This is a genomic window from Schaalia sp. ORNL0103 (assembly GCF_019429565.1).
Classification (GTDB): domain Bacteria; phylum Actinomycetota; class Actinomycetes; order Actinomycetales; family Actinomycetaceae; genus Pauljensenia.
The window spans coordinates 1,287,559-1,306,729 of sequence record NZ_JAHXSA010000001.1 but is presented as its reverse complement, the minus strand read 5'-3'; the positions used below and the strand labels follow the sequence as shown (position 1 = coordinate 1,306,729).

The window sequence follows — 19,171 nt, the reverse complement described above, 5'->3', positions numbered from 1 at the left end:
ATGAAAGGCATCATCCTGGCGGGCGGCTCGGGCACCCGTCTCAACCCGATTACGCTGGGGACATCGAAGCAGCTCGTCCCCGTCTACGACAAGCCGATGATCTACTACCCGCTGTCGACCCTCATGCTGGCGGGCATTTCTGAGGTCCTCGTCATCACGACCCCCCACGACGCTCCGTCGTTCCACCGCCTGCTCGGTGACGGCAGCCAGCTCGGCGTCAGCATCTCCTACGCTGTCCAGCACGAGCCCAACGGCCTCGCGCAGGCCTTCGTGCTCGGCGCCGATCACGTGGGCAACGACAGCGCCGCCCTGGTCCTGGGCGACAACATCTTCTACGGCCCTGGCATGGGTGCCCAGCTGCGCCGCCACGTCGACCCCGACGGCGGTGCCGTCTTCGCCTACCACGTGTCCAACCCGCGTGAGTACGGCGTCGTGGAATTCGACGAGGAGTTCAACGCGCTGTCCATCGAGGAAAAGCCCGAGCACCCCAAGTCGAACTACGCGGTGCCCGGCCTGTACTTCTACGACAACGACGTGGTCGAGATTGCCCGCAACCTCAAGCCGAGCGCGCGTGGTGAGTACGAGATCACCGACGTGAACCGCTCCTACCTCGAGGCCGGCAAGCTCAAGGTCGAGGTCCTGCCGCGCGGCACCGCGTGGCTCGACACCGGAACGTTCGACTCCCTCGCTGACGCCACCGCCTTCGTGCGTACGGTCGAGGCCCGCCAGGGCATGAAGATTGGCGCCCCCGAAGAGGTCGCGTGGCGTATGGGCTTCATCGACGACGAGGGCCTGCGCCAGCGCGCCGAGCCCCTGGTCAAGTCCGGCTACGGCGCCTACCTGCTCGAGCTGCTTGAGCGAGAGGGTCGCTGAGTGAGCCGTCCCAGTGCTCAGTCCCGCCTGCTCATCGTGATCCCCGCGTGGAACGAGGAGGAGGTGCTCGGTGATGTCCTCGAGATGGTGAAGGTTGAAAAGCCTTCCTTCGCGGACATCCTCGTCGTCTCCGACGGGTCGACGGACGCGACCGCCGAAATCGCGCGCGCCGCGGGCGTGGCTGTCCTCGACCTGCCGCTCAACCTGGGGGTCGGTGGCGCGATGCGCGCCGGCTTCCAGTACGCGCGGCGCATGGGCTACGAGTATGCGTGTCAGCTCGACGCGGACGGTCAGCACGACCCGCGCGAGATCGAGACGCTCATCGAGACGGCCTCGAGCGAGCACGCGGACGTCGTCATCGGCTCGCGTTTCGCGGGTAAGGGCAACTACCACGCGAGAGGCCCGCGCAAGTGGGCGATGAACCTCTTCTCGTTCATCCTCTCGCGCGTGTGTGAGACTCATTTGAGCGATACGACCAGCGGTTTCAAGCTCTACGGTCCCCGTGCGCTCTCGCTCTTCGCGCACAACTACCCGGCCGAGTACTTGGGTGACACGATCGGTGCGCTCGTCATTGCGGCGCGCTCGCACCTGGTCGTGCGCGAGGTCGGCGTGCAGATGCACCCGCGCGCGGGCGGCGAGCCCTCCCACAACCCGATCAAATCGGCGCTCTTCCTGGTGCGCGCGACGATGGCCCTCGCGGTCTCCCTGTCGCGCCCCGGTGAGAAGGTCGCCCCGGCGCCGGAGGAGAACGCATGAGCCCCACGTACGTGCTTGGACTGGTGTTCGCGATCATCATCCTGGTGATGGTGTTCGTCAAGATGCGTAACTCGGGCCTGAAGGAACGCTACGGCCTGTGGTGGTACTGCATCGCTTTCTTTACGGCGCTGCTGTCCATCTTCCCGCCGATCCTGAAGTGGAGTGCGATCCAGCTGGGCGTTGTCGTTCCGCTGAACCTGGGCTTCTTCCTGGCCGGCGTGGTCCTGCTGCTGCTGTCGCTGCGTTTCTCGGTGGACCTGTCGCGTTCGGATGAGGATCGCCGTCGCCTGACTGAGGAGGCCGCGATTCTGCGCCTCCAAATGGAGGATTTGCAGCGCCGCGTCGATGCTCTCGAGGCGTCTCGTCAGGGGGATGGTCAGTCCCGCTGAGGCGCGCGCTTTCAAGACAATAAACGAGGCCGGGGCCCGTCAGGTGGAAACCTGACGGGCCCCGGTTGATGACGTGGGAGCGCCCCTGGGTGGTCGTTCCGCGTGCGGGGCGGCGCGGTTAGCGCAGCAGCGTGCCGTCGGGGCCGAGGCTGAGGCGCTCGGTGGGGGCGGCCGGGTCGACTTCGCCCTCGGCGAGCTTTCGCTTGAGCGCGGAGGCTGGGCGTGACACGGGGACGGTGGGCTCGTTGGAGTCGTCGTCCTCCGAGGCGCTCGGGGTTGGTGCCGAGGCCTCGATCGGCGAGGCGGAGGGGGATTCGATGGGGGTCAGGGAGATGCGCGCCCCCATCGCGGATGCGTGCGAGGGCAGCAGGGGCTCGCCGTCGAGGTCCTTAGCCAGGTCGTCGAGCATTGAGCGGGCTTCTTCGACGATGGAGGAGTCTTCGGCATGCAGGCCGTGCACGAGCCAGCGCACGAGCGCGATCTCGGACAGGAGCTGGGCGCGCGTGAAGACGTGGAGGTCCGTGGCGCGGCGCTCGTGGCCGTAGGTCTCGCGGAAACGGTCGAGGAATGCGTCGGATGCAGTGGCCTGGACCCATGCGATGTCGAGGGCGGGGTCGCCGACGTGTGCGCTGGTCCAGCCGCCGATGGCGAGGAGCGAGCCGCGTTTGACGGACAGGCATCGCTCCTGGATGTCGCCGTGGATGGGCGCGGAGGGGAAGCGCCACAGGGAGACGTCCTCGAGGGCTGCCTCCCAGCGGCTCCACAGGGCGGCGGGGATGGCGACTTCTCGGGCGGCCTCGTCGAGGAGGGCGAGGTTCCGGTCGCGGCACTCGATGGCCGTGTAGCTGGGCAGGCCGATCGAGGAGAAGACGGTCTCGGGGAGGTTGTGCAGGGCCGCGAGGGCGCGTCCGAGGGATGCGGGCAGCAGGGGATCGGTGTCGAGGTCCTCGTCCGTGGGGGCGGTGCCACCCGGGTCGCGGTGGACGTAGACGGTACTGCCGTCGCTGATCTTTACCTGACCCGCCAGGCGCGGCACGTCGAAGGGAATGTAGTCGTGGTCGTGTGCCTGGCCGAGCCGGTCCAGGATGCCGGAGGTCGCCTCGAGTGCGGGTCCGGAGACCTCCTCGTGGGGGCAGGTGACGATCCAGCGGTGTCCGGCGGCGTCTTCGATGCCGGTCACGGTGGAGAGCTCGTCGCTGTAGGTGGGCGGGCGCAGGGCGGTGACGCGCATGCCGGGGACGGCCGCGGTGGCCAGGGCTGCCAGTTCGAGGGGGCTCTTGCGGGAGGTCATTGCCTTAACGTATCGCGGCCTGGGCCCGGGCGCTCCTCCCCGCGCGGGCGCGAGGAGGATTGAACGAATGTGGGTTTGCTCCTTGCCGAAAAACTCTGTTACTTTCAACACATTGGCTTGGTCTGTAGCAAGGAGGCGCAGCGATGGAAGCCACGACGCGCGCGCTCGCCGCACGGGTGCGTGAGGATTTAGCCGCGGGTGGAGTCGACGCGGCTCGAGATCCTCGATCCGTGCGTCTGCTCATTCACCGCGCCATCGACAGGTACGCGCCCGATCTGCTGCCCGCGGCCCGCGAGCAGGTCGAAGCGGACCTCATGGACGACATCTGCGGCCTCGGCCCGCTTCAGGCGCTCATGGATGATCCCTCGGTCGAGGAAATCTGGATTAACGCAGCGTCGCGCGTGTTCGTGGCCCGCTCGGGTGTCGCCGAGCTGACCAGTCTGATCCTCACCGACGAGGACGTGCGTGCACTCGTCGAGCGCATGCTCCACCACTCCGGGCGCAGGCTCGATCTGTCCAGCCCCTTCGTGGATGCGATGCTCGCGGGCGGGGAGCGTCTCCATGTCGTTATCCCTCCCGTCACGGGATCGTCGTGGAGTGTCAACATCCGCAAGCACATCCAGCGCGCCCGCACCCTGGACGACCTGGTCGCGGTCGACATGCTCGCCCCTCCGATGCGTGATTTTTTGGCGGCCGCCGTCTCTGTGGGGCTCTCCGTCCTCGTCTCGGGAGGCACGCAGGCGGGGAAGACGACGCTGCTGCGCGCGCTCGCGGGGGAGCTGCCCAGGTCGCGCCGCGTCATCTCCTGCGAGGAAGTTTTCGAGTTGGGTCTGGCCAACTGGGACCACGTCGCGATGCAGACGCGCCCGGCTGGCGCGGAGGGGACGGGTGAGATCACGCTGCGTGACCTCGTGCGCGAATCCTTGCGTATGCGCCCCGAGTACCTGATCGTCGGCGAGGTCCGAGGCCCCGAAGCCCTCGACCTGCTGGTGGCCCTCAACGCGGGCGTGCCGGGCATGGCGACCGTGCACGCGAACTCGGCCCGCGAGGCCCTCGACAAGCTCTCGATCCTGCCGCTCCTGGCGGGGGAGAATGTGACGACGGGGTTCGTCACCCCGACCCTGGCCTCGTCCATTGATCTCGTGTGTCACGTCGAGCGCGGCGTGGACGGGCAGCGCCACGTCGCCGAGATCATGGCGGTCCCGGGGCGCGTCGAAGGAAATCGGATCGAGACAGCTACCCTCTTCCGCTTCGATGGGTGCCGGTGTGCACGAGGCACGGGCGGCCTCGACCTGCACGATCGTTTTGCCGCCGCCGGCTTCGACCTCGCGTCCCTTCTGGATTGGGGGCCGGCGTGATCGCGATCGTGTGCGGGCTCGTGTTCGGCATCGGCCTCGTGATGGCCGTGTCCCCCTGGTTCACTCCACGCCCGGCGTGGCGCCCGTGGGGGCCGTGGAAGCGCCTGCGCGAGGACGTGGCCCGCGCCCGCATCCCCGGATTGACGGCCGTGCGCCTGGTCGCGCTGAGCCTCGGAGTCGGAATCGTCGTCGCGCTCGTCATCCTGGCTGCCACGGGAGCCTGGCCCGTCGCCCTTATCGTCTCCGTCGGCGTTGCGTTCCTGCCTTACGCGTGGGTCGTCTCGCGCCTGGGTGCACACGCGAAGACTGTTCGGGCCGCCTGGCCCGAGGTTATCGACGCCATGGTGTCCGGCGTGCGTGCGGGCACGGCGCTACCCCAGGTGCTCTGCGACCTGGCCGAAGAGGGGCCCGTCCCCGTGCGCTTCGCCTTCGAAGCGTTCTCGCGGGATTACAGTGCTAACGGCCGTTTCGAGCTCGCCCTGGACAAGATGAAAGAGACGGTCGCCGACCCTGTCGCCGACCGCATCGTCGAGGCGCTGCGCATCGCCCGATCCGTCGGCGGGGCGGACCTGACGCGCCTGCTTCAAGACCTCGCCTCGCTCCTGCGCGAGGATGCGCGCGTGCGTGGAGAGCTCGAGGCGCGTCAATCCTGGACGGTTGGCGCCGCTCGTCTCGGCCTCGCGGCCCCCTGGGTCGTCCTACTTCTCCTGTCGGGAGGAGGGGCCAGCGCACACGTGTGGAACTCGTCGGGCGGTGTCGCCGTCCTGTGCTCCGGGGCCGGTATCTGCGTCATCGCCTACCTGATCATGAAGGCCATGGGCCGACTGAGTACCGACCCGAGGAACCTTGGGGGCGTGCGATGAACCCGTGGATCATGCGTGCCTTCGACCTGGCCGTCGCCCTTATCGCAGGCGCGGGCCTCGTCCTCATCCTGGCCGCCGCCCTCGCACGCCGCCCCTCCTTCGTCGACCGCGTCGCGCAGGGCCGCGTGCAGGAGCGCCCGACCTCCATACTTGCCGCGTGGGCGCGCCGCGTGAGCACCTCAGCCCTTGATTCCCTCGGATCCACCACTGAATCCGTAGCCCGCAGGCTCTCCCTGGCCGGTATGAACCCGGACGTGTCCCTCTTCCGGCTGCGCCAGGCGGTCGCAGGGGTGGTAGGCCTCGTCGCCGCATGTGCCCTCGTCGCCGCGCGCCACGCCTCCTCCCTGCGAGCCTCCCTCATTCCCCTGTGCGCCTGCGCGCTCGTCGGCACCCTCCTCGGGGTCGCCGGCATGGACCGCTTCCTCACCATGCGCGCAAACGCCCGCCAGCGCGCGATTGATGCCGCCGTGCCCGACTGCTCGGAACTCCTCGCGCTCGCGGTGGCCGCAGGCGAGTCGATCCCCGCCGCCATCGAGCGCGTCGCCGGCTGTGCGGGAGGCCCCCTCGGGGCAGAGCTGTCGCTGACAGCCGGGCACATCCGCAACGGCACGCCCTCCGTGCGCGCTCTCGCCGACCTCGTCGAGCGCACCGAATCCCCGGCCCTCACGCGCCTGAGCCGCACGCTCACCACGGCGATCGAGCGCGGTTCGCCCCTGGCCTCGGTCCTGCACGATCAGGCCCGGGACCAGCGCGAACGATCCCTCGCTGCCCTCATGGAAGAGGGTGGGCGCCGCGAGATCGCGATGCTCCTGCCCGTCGTCTTCCTCATCCTGCCCGTTACCGTCATGTTCGCCCTCTACCCGGGGCTCATCGCCCTGGATTTCACCCCGTGAAGGAAGGAAACAGTCATGAAGAAACTCTTTCTCAGGAAGGCTCCCCTCGGGGAGCGCGGTGACGTGCCCGGGTGGGTCCTCATCACCCTCATGACGGCCGCGCTCGTCGTCCTCATCTGGGGTGTTGCCTCGGAGCGGCTCGTGGAGATCTTTAACCGTGCGATGGACTCGATTGCGGGCATCTGAGGAGGGATCCGAGGTCGTCTCGACGGTCCTCGTCCAGGGCCTCGTCGTCCTCGTCATCCTCCTTCTCATTCAGCTGGCCTTCGCTTCGCACGTGCGCACGATGAGCGTGAGTGCGGCGTCCGAGGGCGCGCGCCGAGGCGGCCTCCTCGGAGGGGATGAGGACGAGGCCCGGGCGCGCACGGGCGAACTCCTCGACTCTCTCGTGGGGACCGCGAAGGATCGCGAGATAGCCGTGGATCGCGAGAGCGACGGTGGAGTCGACGTCCTCACCGTCACCGTGCGCACGCGCCTGCCGCTCGTCGGAGGACTCGGGCCGAGGTGGCTGACCGTGCGCGGGCGTGCACTGGTGGAGGGGCCGTGAGCGAGCGCGGAGACGCCAGCGTCGAATTCCTGGGGATTCTCGTCGTCGTCGTGATCCCGGTGCTCTACATCGTGCTCGCGATCGGCCAGGTGAGCGCGGGGGCGATGGCAGTGGACGCGGGGGCGCGCGAGGCTGCACGTATCCTCGCCGAGGACCCGGATCGAACGGCCGATGCGTCCCACGCCGTCGCCCTCATCGTCGAGGATTTCGGCGTGAACGCGACCCCCGAGGTGGCCTCGACGTGCGAGAACTGCCAGCAGGGAGAAGGAGCTGTTGACGTGCGCGTGTCCGTGCAGGTCCCGCTGCCCTTCATGCCCGCCTGGCTCGGCGGCCTCGGCGTGGGTGTATCCTCGAGCGCCCGCGCGCCCGTGCGGGAGGTGGTCGCCCGTGAATGAGGGGGAGGAGGGACGCGTTGGGATCCTCATGTGCGCGGGCTGCGCCTTCGTGTGCCTGCTGCTCGTCGTGTCGATCGCGCTCACCGAGGTCGCGATGCAGGACCGCCGCCTCGTGTCCTGCGCCGACGCCTTGGCCAGCGCCGGGGTGTCAGGAGCCTCCGCGTCAACGGTCTTCGCGGGAGGAAACCTCGGGGTTGACGAGGAGACGGCGAGCTCTCGCGTCGACCGTGCGCTCGCGGGTCTGTCGGACTCGACGTGCCGGGTCGGGGAAGGGGTGAGCGTCTCCTGGGTCAGCGTGAGCAGTGGGGAGGTGGAGGTTGGTGTCAGGGCGCACCCCAGGGTCTCCCTCCTGCCTCCGCTGCTGCGCAGCGCGGTGGTTCCCGAGCTGGTGAGGACCTCGAGTGCACGCCTGCGCGGGGTGCAGGGGTCACCCTAAAGTGGTGTCCGCGACGGTCACATTGTGGGACGGCGAGGGAAGGTCGGGTAAACGAAACGTAAACTTTAGGCCATGAGCAGCTTTGATACATCTCGTCTTTCCCCCGCGCTGGCCTCCGTTTTCGAATCCGTTCAGCGCCGCGATCCCGCCCAGGCCGAGTTCCACCAGGCCGTCTACGAGGTCCTCCTGACCATCGCCCCCCTCGCCGAGCGTCACCCCGAGTACGCTGACCTGGCCATCATCGACCGCATCGTCGAGCCCGAGCGCCAGATCCAGTTCCGCGTCCCGTGGGCCGACGACAAGGGCAACATCCACGTGAACCGCGGCTTCCGCGTCGAGTACAACTCCGCGCTCGGCCCCTACAAGGGCGGCCTGCGCTTCCACCCCTCCGTGAACCTGTCGATCATCAAGTTCCTCGGCTTCGAGCAGATCTTCAAGAATGCCCTCACCGGCCTGCCCATGGGTGGTGGCAAGGGTGGCGCGGACTTCGACCCCAAGGGTAAGTCCGACGCCGAGGTCATGCGTTTCTGCCAGTCCTTCATGACTGAGCTCTCCCGCCACATCGGCCCCGACACCGATGTGCCCGCCGGCGACATCGGCGTGGGTGGCCGCGAGATCGGCTACATGTTCGGCCAGTACAAGCGCCTGAAGAACCGCTTCGACGCGGGCGTCCTGACCGGCAAGGGCCTGTCCTGGGGCGGCTCCTACGTGCGCACCGAGGCCACCGGCTACGGCCTCGTCTACTTCGCCGCCGAAATGCTCGCCGCGAAGGGCACCAGCTTCGACGGCAAGCGCGTCGTCGTCTCCGGCTCGGGTAACGTCGCGATCTACGCGACCGAGAAGGCCCAGCAGCTGGGCGCGACCGTCGTGGCCGTGTCCGACTCCTCCGGCTACGTCGTGGACGAGGCCGGCATCGACGTCGCGCTGCTCAAGGACATCAAGGAGGTGCGTCGTGGACGCGTCTCCGACTACGCGGCCGAGCGTCCCGGCGCCGTCTTCGTGTCCGACGGTTCCATCTGGGACGTCCCCTGTGACGTCGCGCTGCCCTGCGCGACCCAGAATGAGCTGCCCCTGTCCGGCGTCGAGACCCTCATCAAGAACGGCGTCCAGCTGGTCGCCGAGGGCGCGAACATGCCCACGACCCCCGAGGCGATCGAAGCCCTGCAGGCTGCCGGCGTTGCCTACGCCCCCGGCAAGGCCTCCAACGCGGGTGGCGTGGCCACCTCCGGCCTCGAGATGCAGCAGAACTCCGGCCGCACCCAGTGGGCCTTCGAGGAGACCGACGCGAAGCTTCACCAGATCATGGTCGACATCCACGCGACCACCGTCGCCACCGCCGAGGAATACGGCGTCGCGGGTGACTACGTGGCGGGCGCGAACCTGGCGGGCTTCCAAAAGGTGGCCGACGCGATGATCGCGATGGGTCTCATCTGATCCTCTCTCTTTCGGTGCCCCGCCGTCCTGTGTGGCGTCGGGGCGCCGTCGTATCTGAGGTCGGCGGGGGAGTAAACCCCGCCACCGTCGCCCCTTAGCGTTCCTCGTTGGGCTTCCGATCCGCTACCCTGGGTGCGTGGCCATTGAATTTTCTGAAGAGATCCCGTCCCTGCGCACCACGATGGAGAACATCGTCGCGGTCGTGCAGCCGGACAAGCTGCGCGAGCAGATCGCCGAGCTGAACGAGAAGGCGGCAGCGCCCGACCTGTGGGACGACCCGAGCGCCGCCCAGGCCGTCACGAGCGCACTCAGCCACCGCCAGAGCGAGCTGGACCGCATCACGCAGATGAGCGAGCGCATCGACGACCTGGAGGCCATGGTGGACATGGCCGCCGAGGACCCGGATGAGGGCGCTGACATCCTCGCCGAGGCCGAGGCCGACCTGGAGAAGCTGCGCAAGGACCTGGGTGACCTGGAGATCCGCACGCTGCTGGACGGCGAGTACGACGAGCGTAACGCCGTCATCACGATCCGAAGCGGCGCGGGCGGCGTGGACGCCGCCGACTTCGCCGAAATCCTCCTGCGCATGTACCTGCGCTGGGCGGAGCGTCACGGCTACCCGACGAAGGTTATGGACACCTCCTACGCGGAAGAGGCTGGCCTGAAGTCGGCCACCTTCGAGGTTCAGGCGCCCTACGCCTACGGCACGCTGAGCGTCGAGGCCGGCACCCACCGCCTCGTGCGCATCAGCCCCTTCGACAACCAGGGCCGCCGCCAGACGTCCTTCGCGGCCGTCGAGGTCATCCCCCTCATCGAGACCACGGACCACATCGAGATCCCCGAGTCCGAGCTGAAGGTGGACGTCTTCCGCTCCTCGGGCCCCGGCGGCCAGTCCGTGAACACGACCGACTCGGCCGTGCGCATGACCCACATCCCCACGGGCATCGTCGTGTCCATGCAGGATGAGAAGTCCCAGATCCAGAACCGCGCGGCCGCCCTGCGAGTGCTGCAGTCCCGCCTCCTCGTGCTGCGCCACGAGGAAGAGCAGGCGAAGAAGAAGGAGCTCGCCGGCGACGTCAAGGCGTCGTGGGGCGATCAGATGCGCTCCTACGTGCTCCAGCCGTATCAGATGGTCAAGGACCTGCGCACCGAGTACGAGTCCGGCAACCCCCAGTCCGTCTTCGATGGCGACATCGACGGCTTCATCAACGCCGGCATCCGCTGGCGCAAGAACGAGCAGAAGGCCGCTCAGGACTGAGCGTCGCCCATACGCGCAACCCGGCCCCGGCCTCGTCGATTCATGAACGAGGCCGGGGTCGGCTGCGCGTCCAGGCGCCCACAGCGGAGGGCTGAGCGCCACACCGCCTGTTTTCCGCGTGTCGTAGCCGGGCCGTGACCCGATCGTTACCTAATCTGACAGGGACTATTGACCCCGATCGGACGGTCCCATGATTCGTTTTGAAGATGTCACCATGGTGTACACGCCAGGTGCCCAGCCCGCGCTGGACCACGTCTCGCTGGAGGTGGAACGCGAAGAATTCGTGTTCCTCGTCGGCAAGTCAGGTTCCGGCAAATCCACGTTCCTGCAGCTCGTCATGCGCGAAATGAAGGCGACCAGCGGGAAGGTGTGGGTGCTCGGCAAGGACGTGTCCAAGCTGTCCACGTGGGCGGTTCCGAAGCTGCGTCGCCAGATCGGCACGGTCTTCCAGGACTTCCGACTGCTGCCCTCCAAGACCGTGTACGAGAACGTCGCTCTGGCCATGCAGGTCATCGGCAAGCCTCGCCACGCGATCGAGACGGCCGTCCCGGACGCCCTCGAGCTGGTGGGCCTGTCCGGCAAGGAATCGCGCCTGCCGCACGAGCTGTCCGGCGGTGAGGAACAGCGTGTCGCTATCGCGCGCGCCATGGTGAACCGCCCCGAGCTGCTGCTCGCGGACGAGCCCACCGGCAACCTTGACCCGGAGACGTCGCTGGGCATCATGCGTCTCCTCGACCGAATCAATCGCACGGGCACGACCGTCGTCATGGCTACCCACGACGCGGACATCGTGAACCAGATGCGTAAGCGCGTCATCGAGCTCGCCAGCGGCGACGTCGTGCGCGACCAGAACCGCGGCGTCTACGGGGCCGGGAGGTAAGACCAGTGAAGCTTCGTTTTATTCTGTCCGAGGTCGGCAAGGGCCTGTCGCGTAACCGCGCGATGAGCGTCGCCGTCATCCTCGTGACCTTCGTGTCCCTCCTCTTCGTGGGCATCGCGGGCCTGACCCAGATGCAGGTGTCCAAGATGAAGTCGGAGTGGTACGACAAGATCGAGGTCACGATCTACATGTGCGCCATCAACGATGCGGCCGCGAACTGCAACGCGACTGAGGCAACCGACGCGCAGATCGACGCGGTGCGCCAGAAGCTGGCGTCCGCCGAGATGACCCCGTACGTGGCCAACGTGTACGAGGAGACGAAGGAAGAGGCTTACGAGAACTTCCAGCGTCTCAACGGCAACAACGCGCTGACCCAGTGGACGACTCCGGAGATGCTCCAGTTCGCGTTCCGCATCAAGCTGGTCAACCCCGAGCAGTACTCGGTGGTCAAGGAGGAGTTCTCCGGGACCGCGGGCGTGTCCGAGGTGCGCGACCAGCGTGAGGTCGTCGAGCCCCTGTTCCGCGTGCTGGGCGCAGCCCGCACGGCTGCCCTGGGCCTCGGCGCGATCATGGTCGTCGCCGCGATCCTGCTGATCTCGACGACGATCCGCCTGAGCGCCATGAGTCGTGAGCAGGAAACCCAGATCATGCGTTACGTGGGCGCCTCGAACCTGTTCATTCAGGCCCCCTTCATGATCGAGGGCGCGCTCGCCGCGCTGGTGGGTGCCGGCTTCGCGATCGGCACACTGTTCGCGGGCGTGCACTTCATTGTCCAGGGGTGGATGGCCCCCGCATTTAAGTGGACTAACTTTATCGGCATGGGTGAGGTCGCGATCATGACGCCGATCCTCGTCCTGGCGGCGGTGGCGCTGGCGGTTATTGCCTCGGCGTTCTCGCTCGCGAAGTACACGAAGGCGTGAGTCTGATGTCCCTCTCCTCGCATCGTCCCGGTCGTCGCGCGCTGCGCGCCGGCGCGCTGGCCCTCGCGATCGCCTCATTTGCGGCGATGAGCCAGGCCCTGCCCGCACGTGCGGACGATGAGCGCGACGCCGCCGCGAACGCGGCCGCCGAGGCCGAGGCGACGGTCAACGCCCTGCAGTCGCAGCTGGAGGGCATCGATGCGTCGCTCGCCCAGGTGTTCATCGACCTGCAGTCGCTGAACGGGCAGATCCCGGTGGCACAGGCCGCCTACGAGAGCGCGACCGCGACGTACGACCAGAAGTCTCGCGAGCACGCGACGATCATGGGTGAGCTGAGCGCCGCTCAGGGCGAGCAGAGCCGCATCGGTCAGTCGCTCAACCAGGCGACCACGCAGGCCGACGACGCGCAGCGCGCGATCGCTGACCTCGTGCGTCGCAAGTACCGCGAGGGCAACGTCGACCCCGTCGCAGTCGCCCTGACTGCGGGCGGCACGGAGTCGATCACCGACCGTGCAGCGGCCGCCGACATGGCGCTTCGCACGGAGAGCCAGACGATGACGGCCGCGCTGGACGTCTCCTCGTCCCAGCGCACCCAGGCCACGCGCCAGGACGCTATCACGGACCGTATCGCCGACCTCGAGGAGAAGGCCGCGAAGGCCGAAGCCGAGGCTGAGGCTGCGAAGAATGAGGCCGACTCCAAGCTCACCGAGCTCAACAACCTGAAGACGCAGGCGCAGGCCAAGCAAGCCGAATGGGACTCTCAGAAGGACAAGGTCCAGGCCTCGCTCGACCAGGCGGAAGCCGACTACCAGGCGCGCAGCGCGGAGTTGGCTGCCATCGACGAGGCGAACCGTGCGTCGGGTGCCTCGTACGTGTCGGCCTCGGGTTTCCGCAGCCCCCTCGACATTCCGATCGTGGTCACATCCCCGTTTGGTATGCGCTACCACCCGGTCCTGGGCGTCATGAAGGGCCACTCGGGCACGGATATGGCTGCAGACTGCGGCACGATCATTCGTGCTGTGGCGTCGGGCTACGTCAATGCGGTGTCGTCGGACTATTCGGCGGGCAACTACGTGGATATCAACCACGGCCTCGTCGGCGGTAACTCCGTCATCACTGAGTACCTGCACATGCAGGCCCAGTACGTGTCCCCGGGTCAGTACGTCAACGCGGGTGACGCTCTGGGTGAGGTTGGATCGACCGGCTATGCGACCGGATGCCACCTGCATTTTGGTGTCATTCAGAACGGAAGCTATGTTGAACCGATGGATTATTTGTAATCCGCGTTAGGATGGACCCTCGTAGCGATTTCGCTGCGGGGGTCTTTCCGCATGAGTCGGAAACCGAGTTTGAAAGGAGGCAGCATGCCCAAGGAATGGAAGAAGCCCAAGCCTACGGAGGGGCAGCGCGCCAAGGCTGCCTCCGACGCGAAGAAGACGATCGCCCGTAACAAGAAGGCGCGCCACGACTACACGATCGAGGACACCTGGGAGGCCGGCCTGGCCCTCATGGGCACTGAGGTGAAGGCGCTGCGCATGGGTCGCGCGTCCCTCGTCGATGCCTGGGTTGAGATCAACGGGGGAGAGGCCTGGCTCTACGGAGCCAACATCCCTCTGTACTCGCAGGGCTCGTGGACGAACCACGCGCCCACGCGCAAGCGCAAGCTGCTGCTGCACCGCGCGGAGATCGACCGCATGCAGGACCGCGTGGCCGCGAAGGGCTACACGATCGTGCCCCTGGAGCTGTACTTCATCGGTGGCCGCGTCAAGGTCGAAATCGCCCTGGCCAAGGGCAAGCAGGAATGGGATAAGCGTCAGGCCCTGCGCGAGAAGCAGGATCAGCGCGAGGCCGAGCGCGCGATGCGTCGCTACGTGAAGCAGGCCCGCAGGTAAGGGAAAGAAGGCGGTTGCGTGCGAGGTTCCGTCAGGATTTTTCGTCGTGATCTTCTGAGGCTGCTGCGTGTTCCGGCCGCGTGGATCGTCATCATCGGTATGGCGTTCGTGCCCGCGCTCTACGCGTGGTTCAACATCGTCGGGTTCTGGGATCCGTACTCGCAGACCTCCCACATTCGCGTCGCCGTCGCGAACGAAGACGAGGGTGCGACCAAGGACCAGATCGGCACCGTGAACGTCGGTGCGATGCTCGAGACTCAGCTCAAGCAGAACGATCAGCTGGGCTGGCACTTCGTGAGCGCGCAGGAGGCGCGCGCCGAGGTAGAACGCGGCGACTCCTACGCGGCCTTCATTATCCCGGCGTCGTTTTCGCGTGACCTGACGGGCATCGTTGACGGCACGTACGTCAAGCCGAATATCCAGTATTACGTCAACGAGAAGAACAACGCGGTGGCCCCCAAGATCACGGGGGCGGGCGCGACGACTCTCGACCGCCAGATCAACTCCACCTTCGTCTCGACGGTGGCCAAGGTGCTGTCGGAGAAGGCATCCGAGGCCGGGGTCAGTATCGCGGACAACGCTGACCAGAAGCGTTCGGAGGTTTCTACATCGGTGTCCGAGGCCTCGGCCAAGCTGGGAAGTGCCTCGCAGACCCTGGACGGCATGGGGGAGAAGATCGACGCTGCGAAGGCATCGGTGGCCTCGGCTCGCACGACCCTGAGCGATCTGGACGCGGCCGTCTCCGAGATGTCGACCTCTCTGGACCAGGCGGACCAGCTGGTGAGCGACTCGCGCACGTCGCTGGCTTCCTTCTCGAGCCAGATGGGCGGGGCCCTCGACGGCCTGTCCTCGAACGCGGCGAGCGCCCTTGCGGGCGTGTCCGCGAATGCGGGAACCCTCGACGGCGCGGTGCAGGGCGCCTCCGGGCGTGTGGGCGGCCTGCTCACCGAGGGAACGTCGATCAACGACTCGGTCGGTGAGGTGCTCGCGGAACTGAACGCTCTGGGGATCGGGAACCTGCCCGCCGCGGGCACGGCACTGACCGACCTGACGAATCAGAACACTGCGCTGTCGACGGCCCTGGGCAGCCTGACGACCCTCAACTCCGACCTGTCGGACACGTCCACGTCGATTTCGAACGCGCTGACGTCAGCCTCCGACGCGTCCGCGGCCGTGTCGGCCTCAGTGACGAACGCCCGCAGCGGAGTGTCCGCTCAGCTGCCCGCGATCTCCTCGGCGCTTGATGACTTCTCGAGCGCGTCCTCGTCGATGCGTGGCTCCCTCGACACGCTGCGCAGCCAGCGCGAGCAGGTGTCGGGCCTGCTCGACCAGCTCGATTCCCTCTTGGACGGGGCGAAGACGGCGACCCAGACCAGCTCGACGAATGTCGCCGCGATCAAGACCGACCTCGACTCGGTGGCGACGGACATTTCGTCGCTGTCCTCCTCGAACACGCTGCGTGACCTCGCGGACTCTCTCGGGGTCAACGCAGAATCGATCGCCTCGTTCATGGCCTCGCCGACGCAGATCGAGACGAAGGCCGTGTACCCCGTAGCCGCGTACGGCTCGGCGATGGCCCCGCTGTTTACTAACCTGGCCCTGTGGATCGGCGCGTTTTCGCTTGTCCTCCTTCTCAAGCTCGACGTGGATGAAGAGGGCATCGGCCCGATCTCGTCGGCCGCCAAGTATATGGGCCGGTGGATGCTGCTCGCGTTCTTCGGGGTCATTCAGGCGCTCGTCGTGTCGATCGGCGACCTGGTCATCGGCGTTCAAACGGTCTCCCGACTGGGTTTCGTGGGGACGTCGATCGCTATTTCGCTCGTGTTTATCTCGATCGTCTACATGCTCTCGACGTGCTTCCAGCACATCGGCAAGGGGCTGTGCGTCATCATCATGGTCATGCAGATTCCCGGTTCTGCCGGCCTGTATCCGATCGAGATGCTGCCGTCCTTCTTCCGCTTCCTGCATCCGCTGTTCCCCTTCACCTACGGTGTTAATGCGCTGCGTGAGATCGTGGCCGGGTTCTATGGGCACACCTACCTGTCGTGCCTGGCGGTTCTCGGTGCTGAGGCGCTGGTAGCCTTCGCGATCGGTCTCGCGCTGCGCCCGTTCTTGGTGAACCTAAATGCGATGGTCACCCGCGACCTGGCGTCCTCTGGCCTCTTTCTGGCTGAGGCGACGCGCGTGCCTTCGAACCGCTACCGCCTGACGCAGATTGTGGCAGCCCTGGCCGATCACGACGGCTTCCAGCGCTCGGTCAGCGGCCGCGCCGCGCGCTTCGAGCGCCGATACCCGAGGATTCGCCGCGTGGCGATCATTCTTGGGGTTATCGTGCCGGTGGCGCTCGCCGTCCTGTCGGTCGCGAACGTCGCGGAGGTGCCGATCGTGCTGGGTGCCTGGATCGTGTGGGTTCTCCTCGTCATCACGTTCCTGATCGGCCTGCAGTACGTGCGCGAGGCCTTGGCGCGTCAGCAGCTCCTCGGCGCCATGGACGAGGGGGACGTGCGCTCGCTGCTGACCCGCCGCGTGCAGGGCGCGCGCTCGCGTATCGCGCTGGGTGCTGCCGCTGTGGGTGCGTCGATCTCGTCGGCGCTGGCCTCCTCCCTCGGTGATCGCGGGGGAGAGGACACGGACAAGGCCGACCCCGACCTCGTCGATGAGGCTGCCGCGGGCGGCGCGTCGGAGCCGGCGAAGGGAGAGCAGCAGTGAGGACCATCTGGGCCATCTACCGCGCGGACCTGCGCCGCGCGCATCGATCCCTGATCGCCAGCGTCGTCGTCTTCGGACTGGTCGTCATCCCGTCGCTGTTTACGTGGTTCAACGTGGCGGCGTCGTGGGACCCGTTCGGGAACACGAAGAGCCTGCGCATCGCGATTGCGAACACGGACGCGGGCTACAAGTCGGACTTGGTGCCGCTGCACGTCAACATTGGCGATTCTGTGGTGTCCGCACTGCGTAAGAATGACAACTTCGACTGGGTCATTGCCTCCGAGGATGAGGCGGTTGAGGGGACGCGCTCGGGCGAGTACTACGCGGCCATCGTCATTCCCTCGGACTTCTCTCAGGAGATGCTGACGTTCTTCGACGGGGGAGCGTCCTCCGCGCCGATGACGTACTACGTCAACGAGAAGAAGAACGGTATTTCGCCGAAGATCGCCGGGCAGGGCGCCGAGGCCGTGAGCGCCCAGGTGAATCAGATCTTCGTTCAGACCCTCTCCGAGGTCGCCCTCGATACGGCGACGTCAGTCGGGGGTGCGCTGTCGGCTCCCACGGCCGTCAATACGGTGACGGCGCTCGATAACCGCGTGCAGACCGTCGCCTCGCGCCTGCGCACGGCGGCGGACAGTGCGGATGCCTACGCGTCGCTCGTGGGTTCCTCGGTGACGCTCATCGACTCGACGGCCACGCTCGTGGACGGGTTGGGGAGCGCGAAGGGACCTGCGCAGTCCGCGGTGTCGAGTGCTCAGGTGGGGGCCAGCGGCCTCGGATCTGCTGCGTCGGCGACGGTCTCCTCGGTGTCCGACGCGATCTCCTCCTCCCAGTCCTCGCTGTCCTCCCTGTCGAGTGCCGTCGAGAGCGTGTACGCGAACGGATCGACGAGCGCGTCGGATGCGGCCTCGACGCTGCGTTCGCAAGCTGGCGTGCTGGACACGCAGGCGACCAGCTTCGCGTCGATCAAGTCGACGCTCGAGGCGCTGCCGGGCTCGCCCGTCTCCCAGTCTTCGCTGGACCGCCTGCAGGCGGCCTCCGACCGTTTGACCGAGGTTGCGAACGGGCTGCGCGCCGCCGCCTCAGAGCTGGACTCCAAGGTCGCGAATGCCGAAGCTGGGCACGCGACGGTCAACGGCCTGATCGCCCAGGCGCGCTCGGCGGTGGACGGGCTGTCCTCCGACTACGAGAACAACCTGCGTCCTCAGCTTGAATCGCTGGCCGCCACCCTGGCCTCGGCCCAGTCGTCCCTGAGTGCCGCGCGCACGTCCCTGGAGGGCGCGACGTCCACGGCTTCGAACGGAAGCGGGAGCGCGCGCGAGGGGCTGACCCAGCTGCGTGACAACCTGAGTGGCGCGGCCACGAGCCTGCGCGAGGCCGCAGGTAAGCTCGACTCCCTGCACTCCTCGATCAGTGAGGCGCTTGCCAGTGGAGACCTGACGACGCTGGGAACGATCATCGGGAATAATCCCGAGGCCCTGGCTGCGGCCATTGCGGCCCCCGTCGGCGTGGAGAAAACTCCCGTCTACCCGGTCGCAAACTTCGGCTCCCAGATGGCGCCCCTGTACACGATCTTGGCGCTGTGGGTTGGCTCTATTCTGATGGTCGTGTCGCTGCGCTCGGACGTCACGGACTCCAACGTTGCCGACGGCCTGCCCGAGGGTGACTCGCTGCGTGCAACCCTGACGGCTAAGCCCGTCGGCCTGGCGGCCGGGTACCTGGGCCGCTACCTGATCTTCGGGACGATCGCGCTCACCCAGGCGACCCTGGTGGGGCTCGGGGACCTGTACTTCCTGAAGGTTCAGCACGCGCACCCTCTGCAGTTCATGGGCACCCTGTGGCTGACGGCCGTCGTGTTCTCATTCCTCCTGTACACGCTCATCGCCACGTTCGGGAACGCGGGCAAGGCCCTGGGCGTGCTGCTCCTGGTCCTGCAGATCTCGGGCGCCGGGGGAGCGTTCCCGCTGGCGATCCTGCCGTCCTTCTTCTCCTCCGTTTCCCCGTTCCTGCCGGCCACGCACGCCATCACGGCGCTGCGCGCGTCGATCGCCGGGTACGCGGGGCACGAGTACGGGGACGCCATGTGGTTCCTCGCCTCCTTCATCCTGTTCGCCGCGTTCCTGGGGCTGGCGCTGCGCCCGCTGCTGGTGCGCAAGAATCGGCGCATGGTCGAGAAACTGGAGTCCACGAAGCTGCTCTGAGGCGTCGGTTTTTCCCTTGACGGGCGGGGGCTGTGGGCGTAAACTGATGTGTCCGACGGTCTGCGGCAACGCGGGC

At 67.1% G+C, this 19,171-nt stretch carries 19 protein-coding genes; 18 read left to right on the top strand and 1 reads right to left on the bottom strand.

Annotation, left to right across the window (positions count from 1 at the left end):
* Genes rfbA through JJJ16_RS05695 form a run of 3 tightly spaced genes read left to right on the top strand, consistent with a single transcriptional unit; the run spans window position 1 to window position 2,018 of the window.
* A complete protein-coding gene (rfbA, locus tag JJJ16_RS05705) occupies window positions 1–873 on the top strand; it encodes a glucose-1-phosphate thymidylyltransferase RfbA (protein ID WP_219751704.1) in 873 nt (290 codons plus the stop codon).
* Window positions 874–1,629: a glycosyltransferase family 2 protein gene (locus JJJ16_RS05700; protein ID WP_219751703.1), complete on the top strand. Its 756-nt coding sequence runs from the start codon at window positions 874–876 to the stop codon at window positions 1,627–1,629.
* Window positions 1,626–2,018 (top strand): DUF2304 domain-containing protein, encoded by a 393-nt coding sequence (locus JJJ16_RS05695; RefSeq protein WP_219751702.1) that lies wholly within the window; start codon window positions 1,626–1,628, stop codon window positions 2,016–2,018. Before JJJ16_RS05700 ends, JJJ16_RS05695 begins: the two co-directional genes overlap by 4 nt.
* 118 nt (window positions 2,019–2,136) lie before the next feature.
* Here the strand turns inward: JJJ16_RS05695 and JJJ16_RS05690 are convergent, their stop codons facing one another.
* Window positions 2,137–3,309 carry a phosphotransferase gene (locus JJJ16_RS05690; protein WP_219751701.1) on the bottom strand — a complete coding sequence of 391 codons (1,173 nt, stop codon included), beginning with the start codon at window positions 3,307–3,309 and terminating at the stop codon, window positions 2,137–2,139.
* Window positions 3,310–3,452: 143 nt separating this feature from the next.
* Here JJJ16_RS05690 and JJJ16_RS05685 point away from each other — a divergent pair, with 143 nt between their 5' ends.
* The 15 genes from JJJ16_RS05685 to JJJ16_RS05615 all read left to right on the top strand — a co-directional run bounded on the left by JJJ16_RS05685 (window position 3,453) and on the right by JJJ16_RS05615 (window position 19,095).
* Window positions 3,453–4,667 carry a CpaF family protein gene (locus JJJ16_RS05685; protein WP_219751700.1) on the top strand — a complete coding sequence of 405 codons (1,215 nt, stop codon included), beginning with the start codon at window positions 3,453–3,455 and terminating at the stop codon, window positions 4,665–4,667.
* Window positions 4,664–5,530 carry a type II secretion system F family protein gene (locus JJJ16_RS05680; RefSeq protein ID WP_152905058.1) on the top strand — a complete coding sequence of 289 codons (867 nt, stop codon included), beginning with the start codon at window positions 4,664–4,666 and terminating at the stop codon, window positions 5,528–5,530. The genes JJJ16_RS05685 and JJJ16_RS05680 overlap by 4 nt, the downstream gene beginning before the upstream one ends.
* Window positions 5,527–6,423 (top strand): type II secretion system F family protein, encoded by an 897-nt coding sequence (locus JJJ16_RS05675; RefSeq protein WP_219751699.1) that lies wholly within the window; start codon window positions 5,527–5,529, stop codon window positions 6,421–6,423. Before JJJ16_RS05680 ends, JJJ16_RS05675 begins: the two co-directional genes overlap by 4 nt.
* 15 nt (window positions 6,424–6,438) lie before the next feature.
* Complete coding sequence (locus JJJ16_RS05670) at window positions 6,439–6,609, top strand: membrane protein (protein WP_003790126.1); 171 nt, start codon at window positions 6,439–6,441, stop codon at window positions 6,607–6,609.
* Window positions 6,596–6,970: an ABC transporter gene (locus tag JJJ16_RS05665; RefSeq protein WP_219752001.1), complete on the top strand. Its 375-nt coding sequence runs from the start codon at window positions 6,596–6,598 to the stop codon at window positions 6,968–6,970. Before JJJ16_RS05670 ends, JJJ16_RS05665 begins: the two co-directional genes overlap by 14 nt.
* Window positions 6,967–7,365, top strand: a complete 399-nt coding sequence (locus JJJ16_RS05660; protein WP_219751698.1) for a 1-hydroxy-2-methyl-2-(E)-butenyl 4-diphosphate synthase — start codon at window positions 6,967–6,969, stop codon at window positions 7,363–7,365. The genes JJJ16_RS05665 and JJJ16_RS05660 overlap by 4 nt, the downstream gene beginning before the upstream one ends.
* Window positions 7,358–7,801, top strand: a complete 444-nt coding sequence (locus JJJ16_RS05655; protein ID WP_219751697.1) for a hypothetical protein — start codon at window positions 7,358–7,360, stop codon at window positions 7,799–7,801. Before JJJ16_RS05660 ends, JJJ16_RS05655 begins: the two co-directional genes overlap by 8 nt.
* A 72-nt stretch (window positions 7,802–7,873) precedes the next feature.
* Window positions 7,874–9,235 (top strand): NADP-specific glutamate dehydrogenase, encoded by a 1,362-nt coding sequence (gene gdhA, locus JJJ16_RS05650; RefSeq protein WP_219751696.1) that lies wholly within the window; start codon window positions 7,874–7,876, stop codon window positions 9,233–9,235.
* A 136-nt stretch (window positions 9,236–9,371) separates the two neighbouring features.
* Window positions 9,372–10,493, top strand: a complete 1,122-nt coding sequence (gene prfB / locus JJJ16_RS05645) for a peptide chain release factor 2 (RefSeq protein WP_034464658.1) — start codon at window positions 9,372–9,374, stop codon at window positions 10,491–10,493.
* A gap of 190 nt (window positions 10,494–10,683) precedes the next feature.
* A complete protein-coding gene (gene ftsE / locus JJJ16_RS05640) occupies window positions 10,684–11,373 on the top strand; it encodes a cell division ATP-binding protein FtsE (protein ID WP_034464661.1) in 690 nt (229 codons plus the stop codon).
* A 5-nt stretch (window positions 11,374–11,378) separates the two neighbouring features.
* Window positions 11,379–12,293, top strand: a complete 915-nt coding sequence (ftsX, locus tag JJJ16_RS05635) for a permease-like cell division protein FtsX (protein WP_219751695.1) — start codon at window positions 11,379–11,381, stop codon at window positions 12,291–12,293.
* 5 nt (window positions 12,294–12,298) lie between these two features.
* A complete protein-coding gene (locus tag JJJ16_RS05630; protein WP_219751694.1) occupies window positions 12,299–13,573 on the top strand; it encodes a M23 family metallopeptidase in 1,275 nt (424 codons plus the stop codon).
* A gap of 84 nt (window positions 13,574–13,657) precedes the next feature.
* Complete coding sequence (gene smpB / locus JJJ16_RS05625; RefSeq protein ID WP_003790105.1) at window positions 13,658–14,185, top strand: SsrA-binding protein SmpB; 528 nt, start codon at window positions 13,658–13,660, stop codon at window positions 14,183–14,185.
* An 18-nt stretch (window positions 14,186–14,203) separates the two neighbouring features.
* Window positions 14,204–16,894, top strand: coding sequence for a YhgE/Pip family protein (locus JJJ16_RS05620; RefSeq protein WP_219751693.1), 2,691 nt, complete (start codon window positions 14,204–14,206; stop codon window positions 16,892–16,894).
* The gene (locus JJJ16_RS05615; protein ID WP_219751692.1) at window positions 16,891–19,095 is read left to right on the top strand and encodes a YhgE/Pip domain-containing protein; all 2,205 of its coding nucleotides are present in this window, start codon (window positions 16,891–16,893) and stop codon (window positions 19,093–19,095) included. Before JJJ16_RS05620 ends, JJJ16_RS05615 begins: the two co-directional genes overlap by 4 nt.
* The last annotated feature ends 76 nt before the right edge of the window (window positions 19,096–19,171 follow it).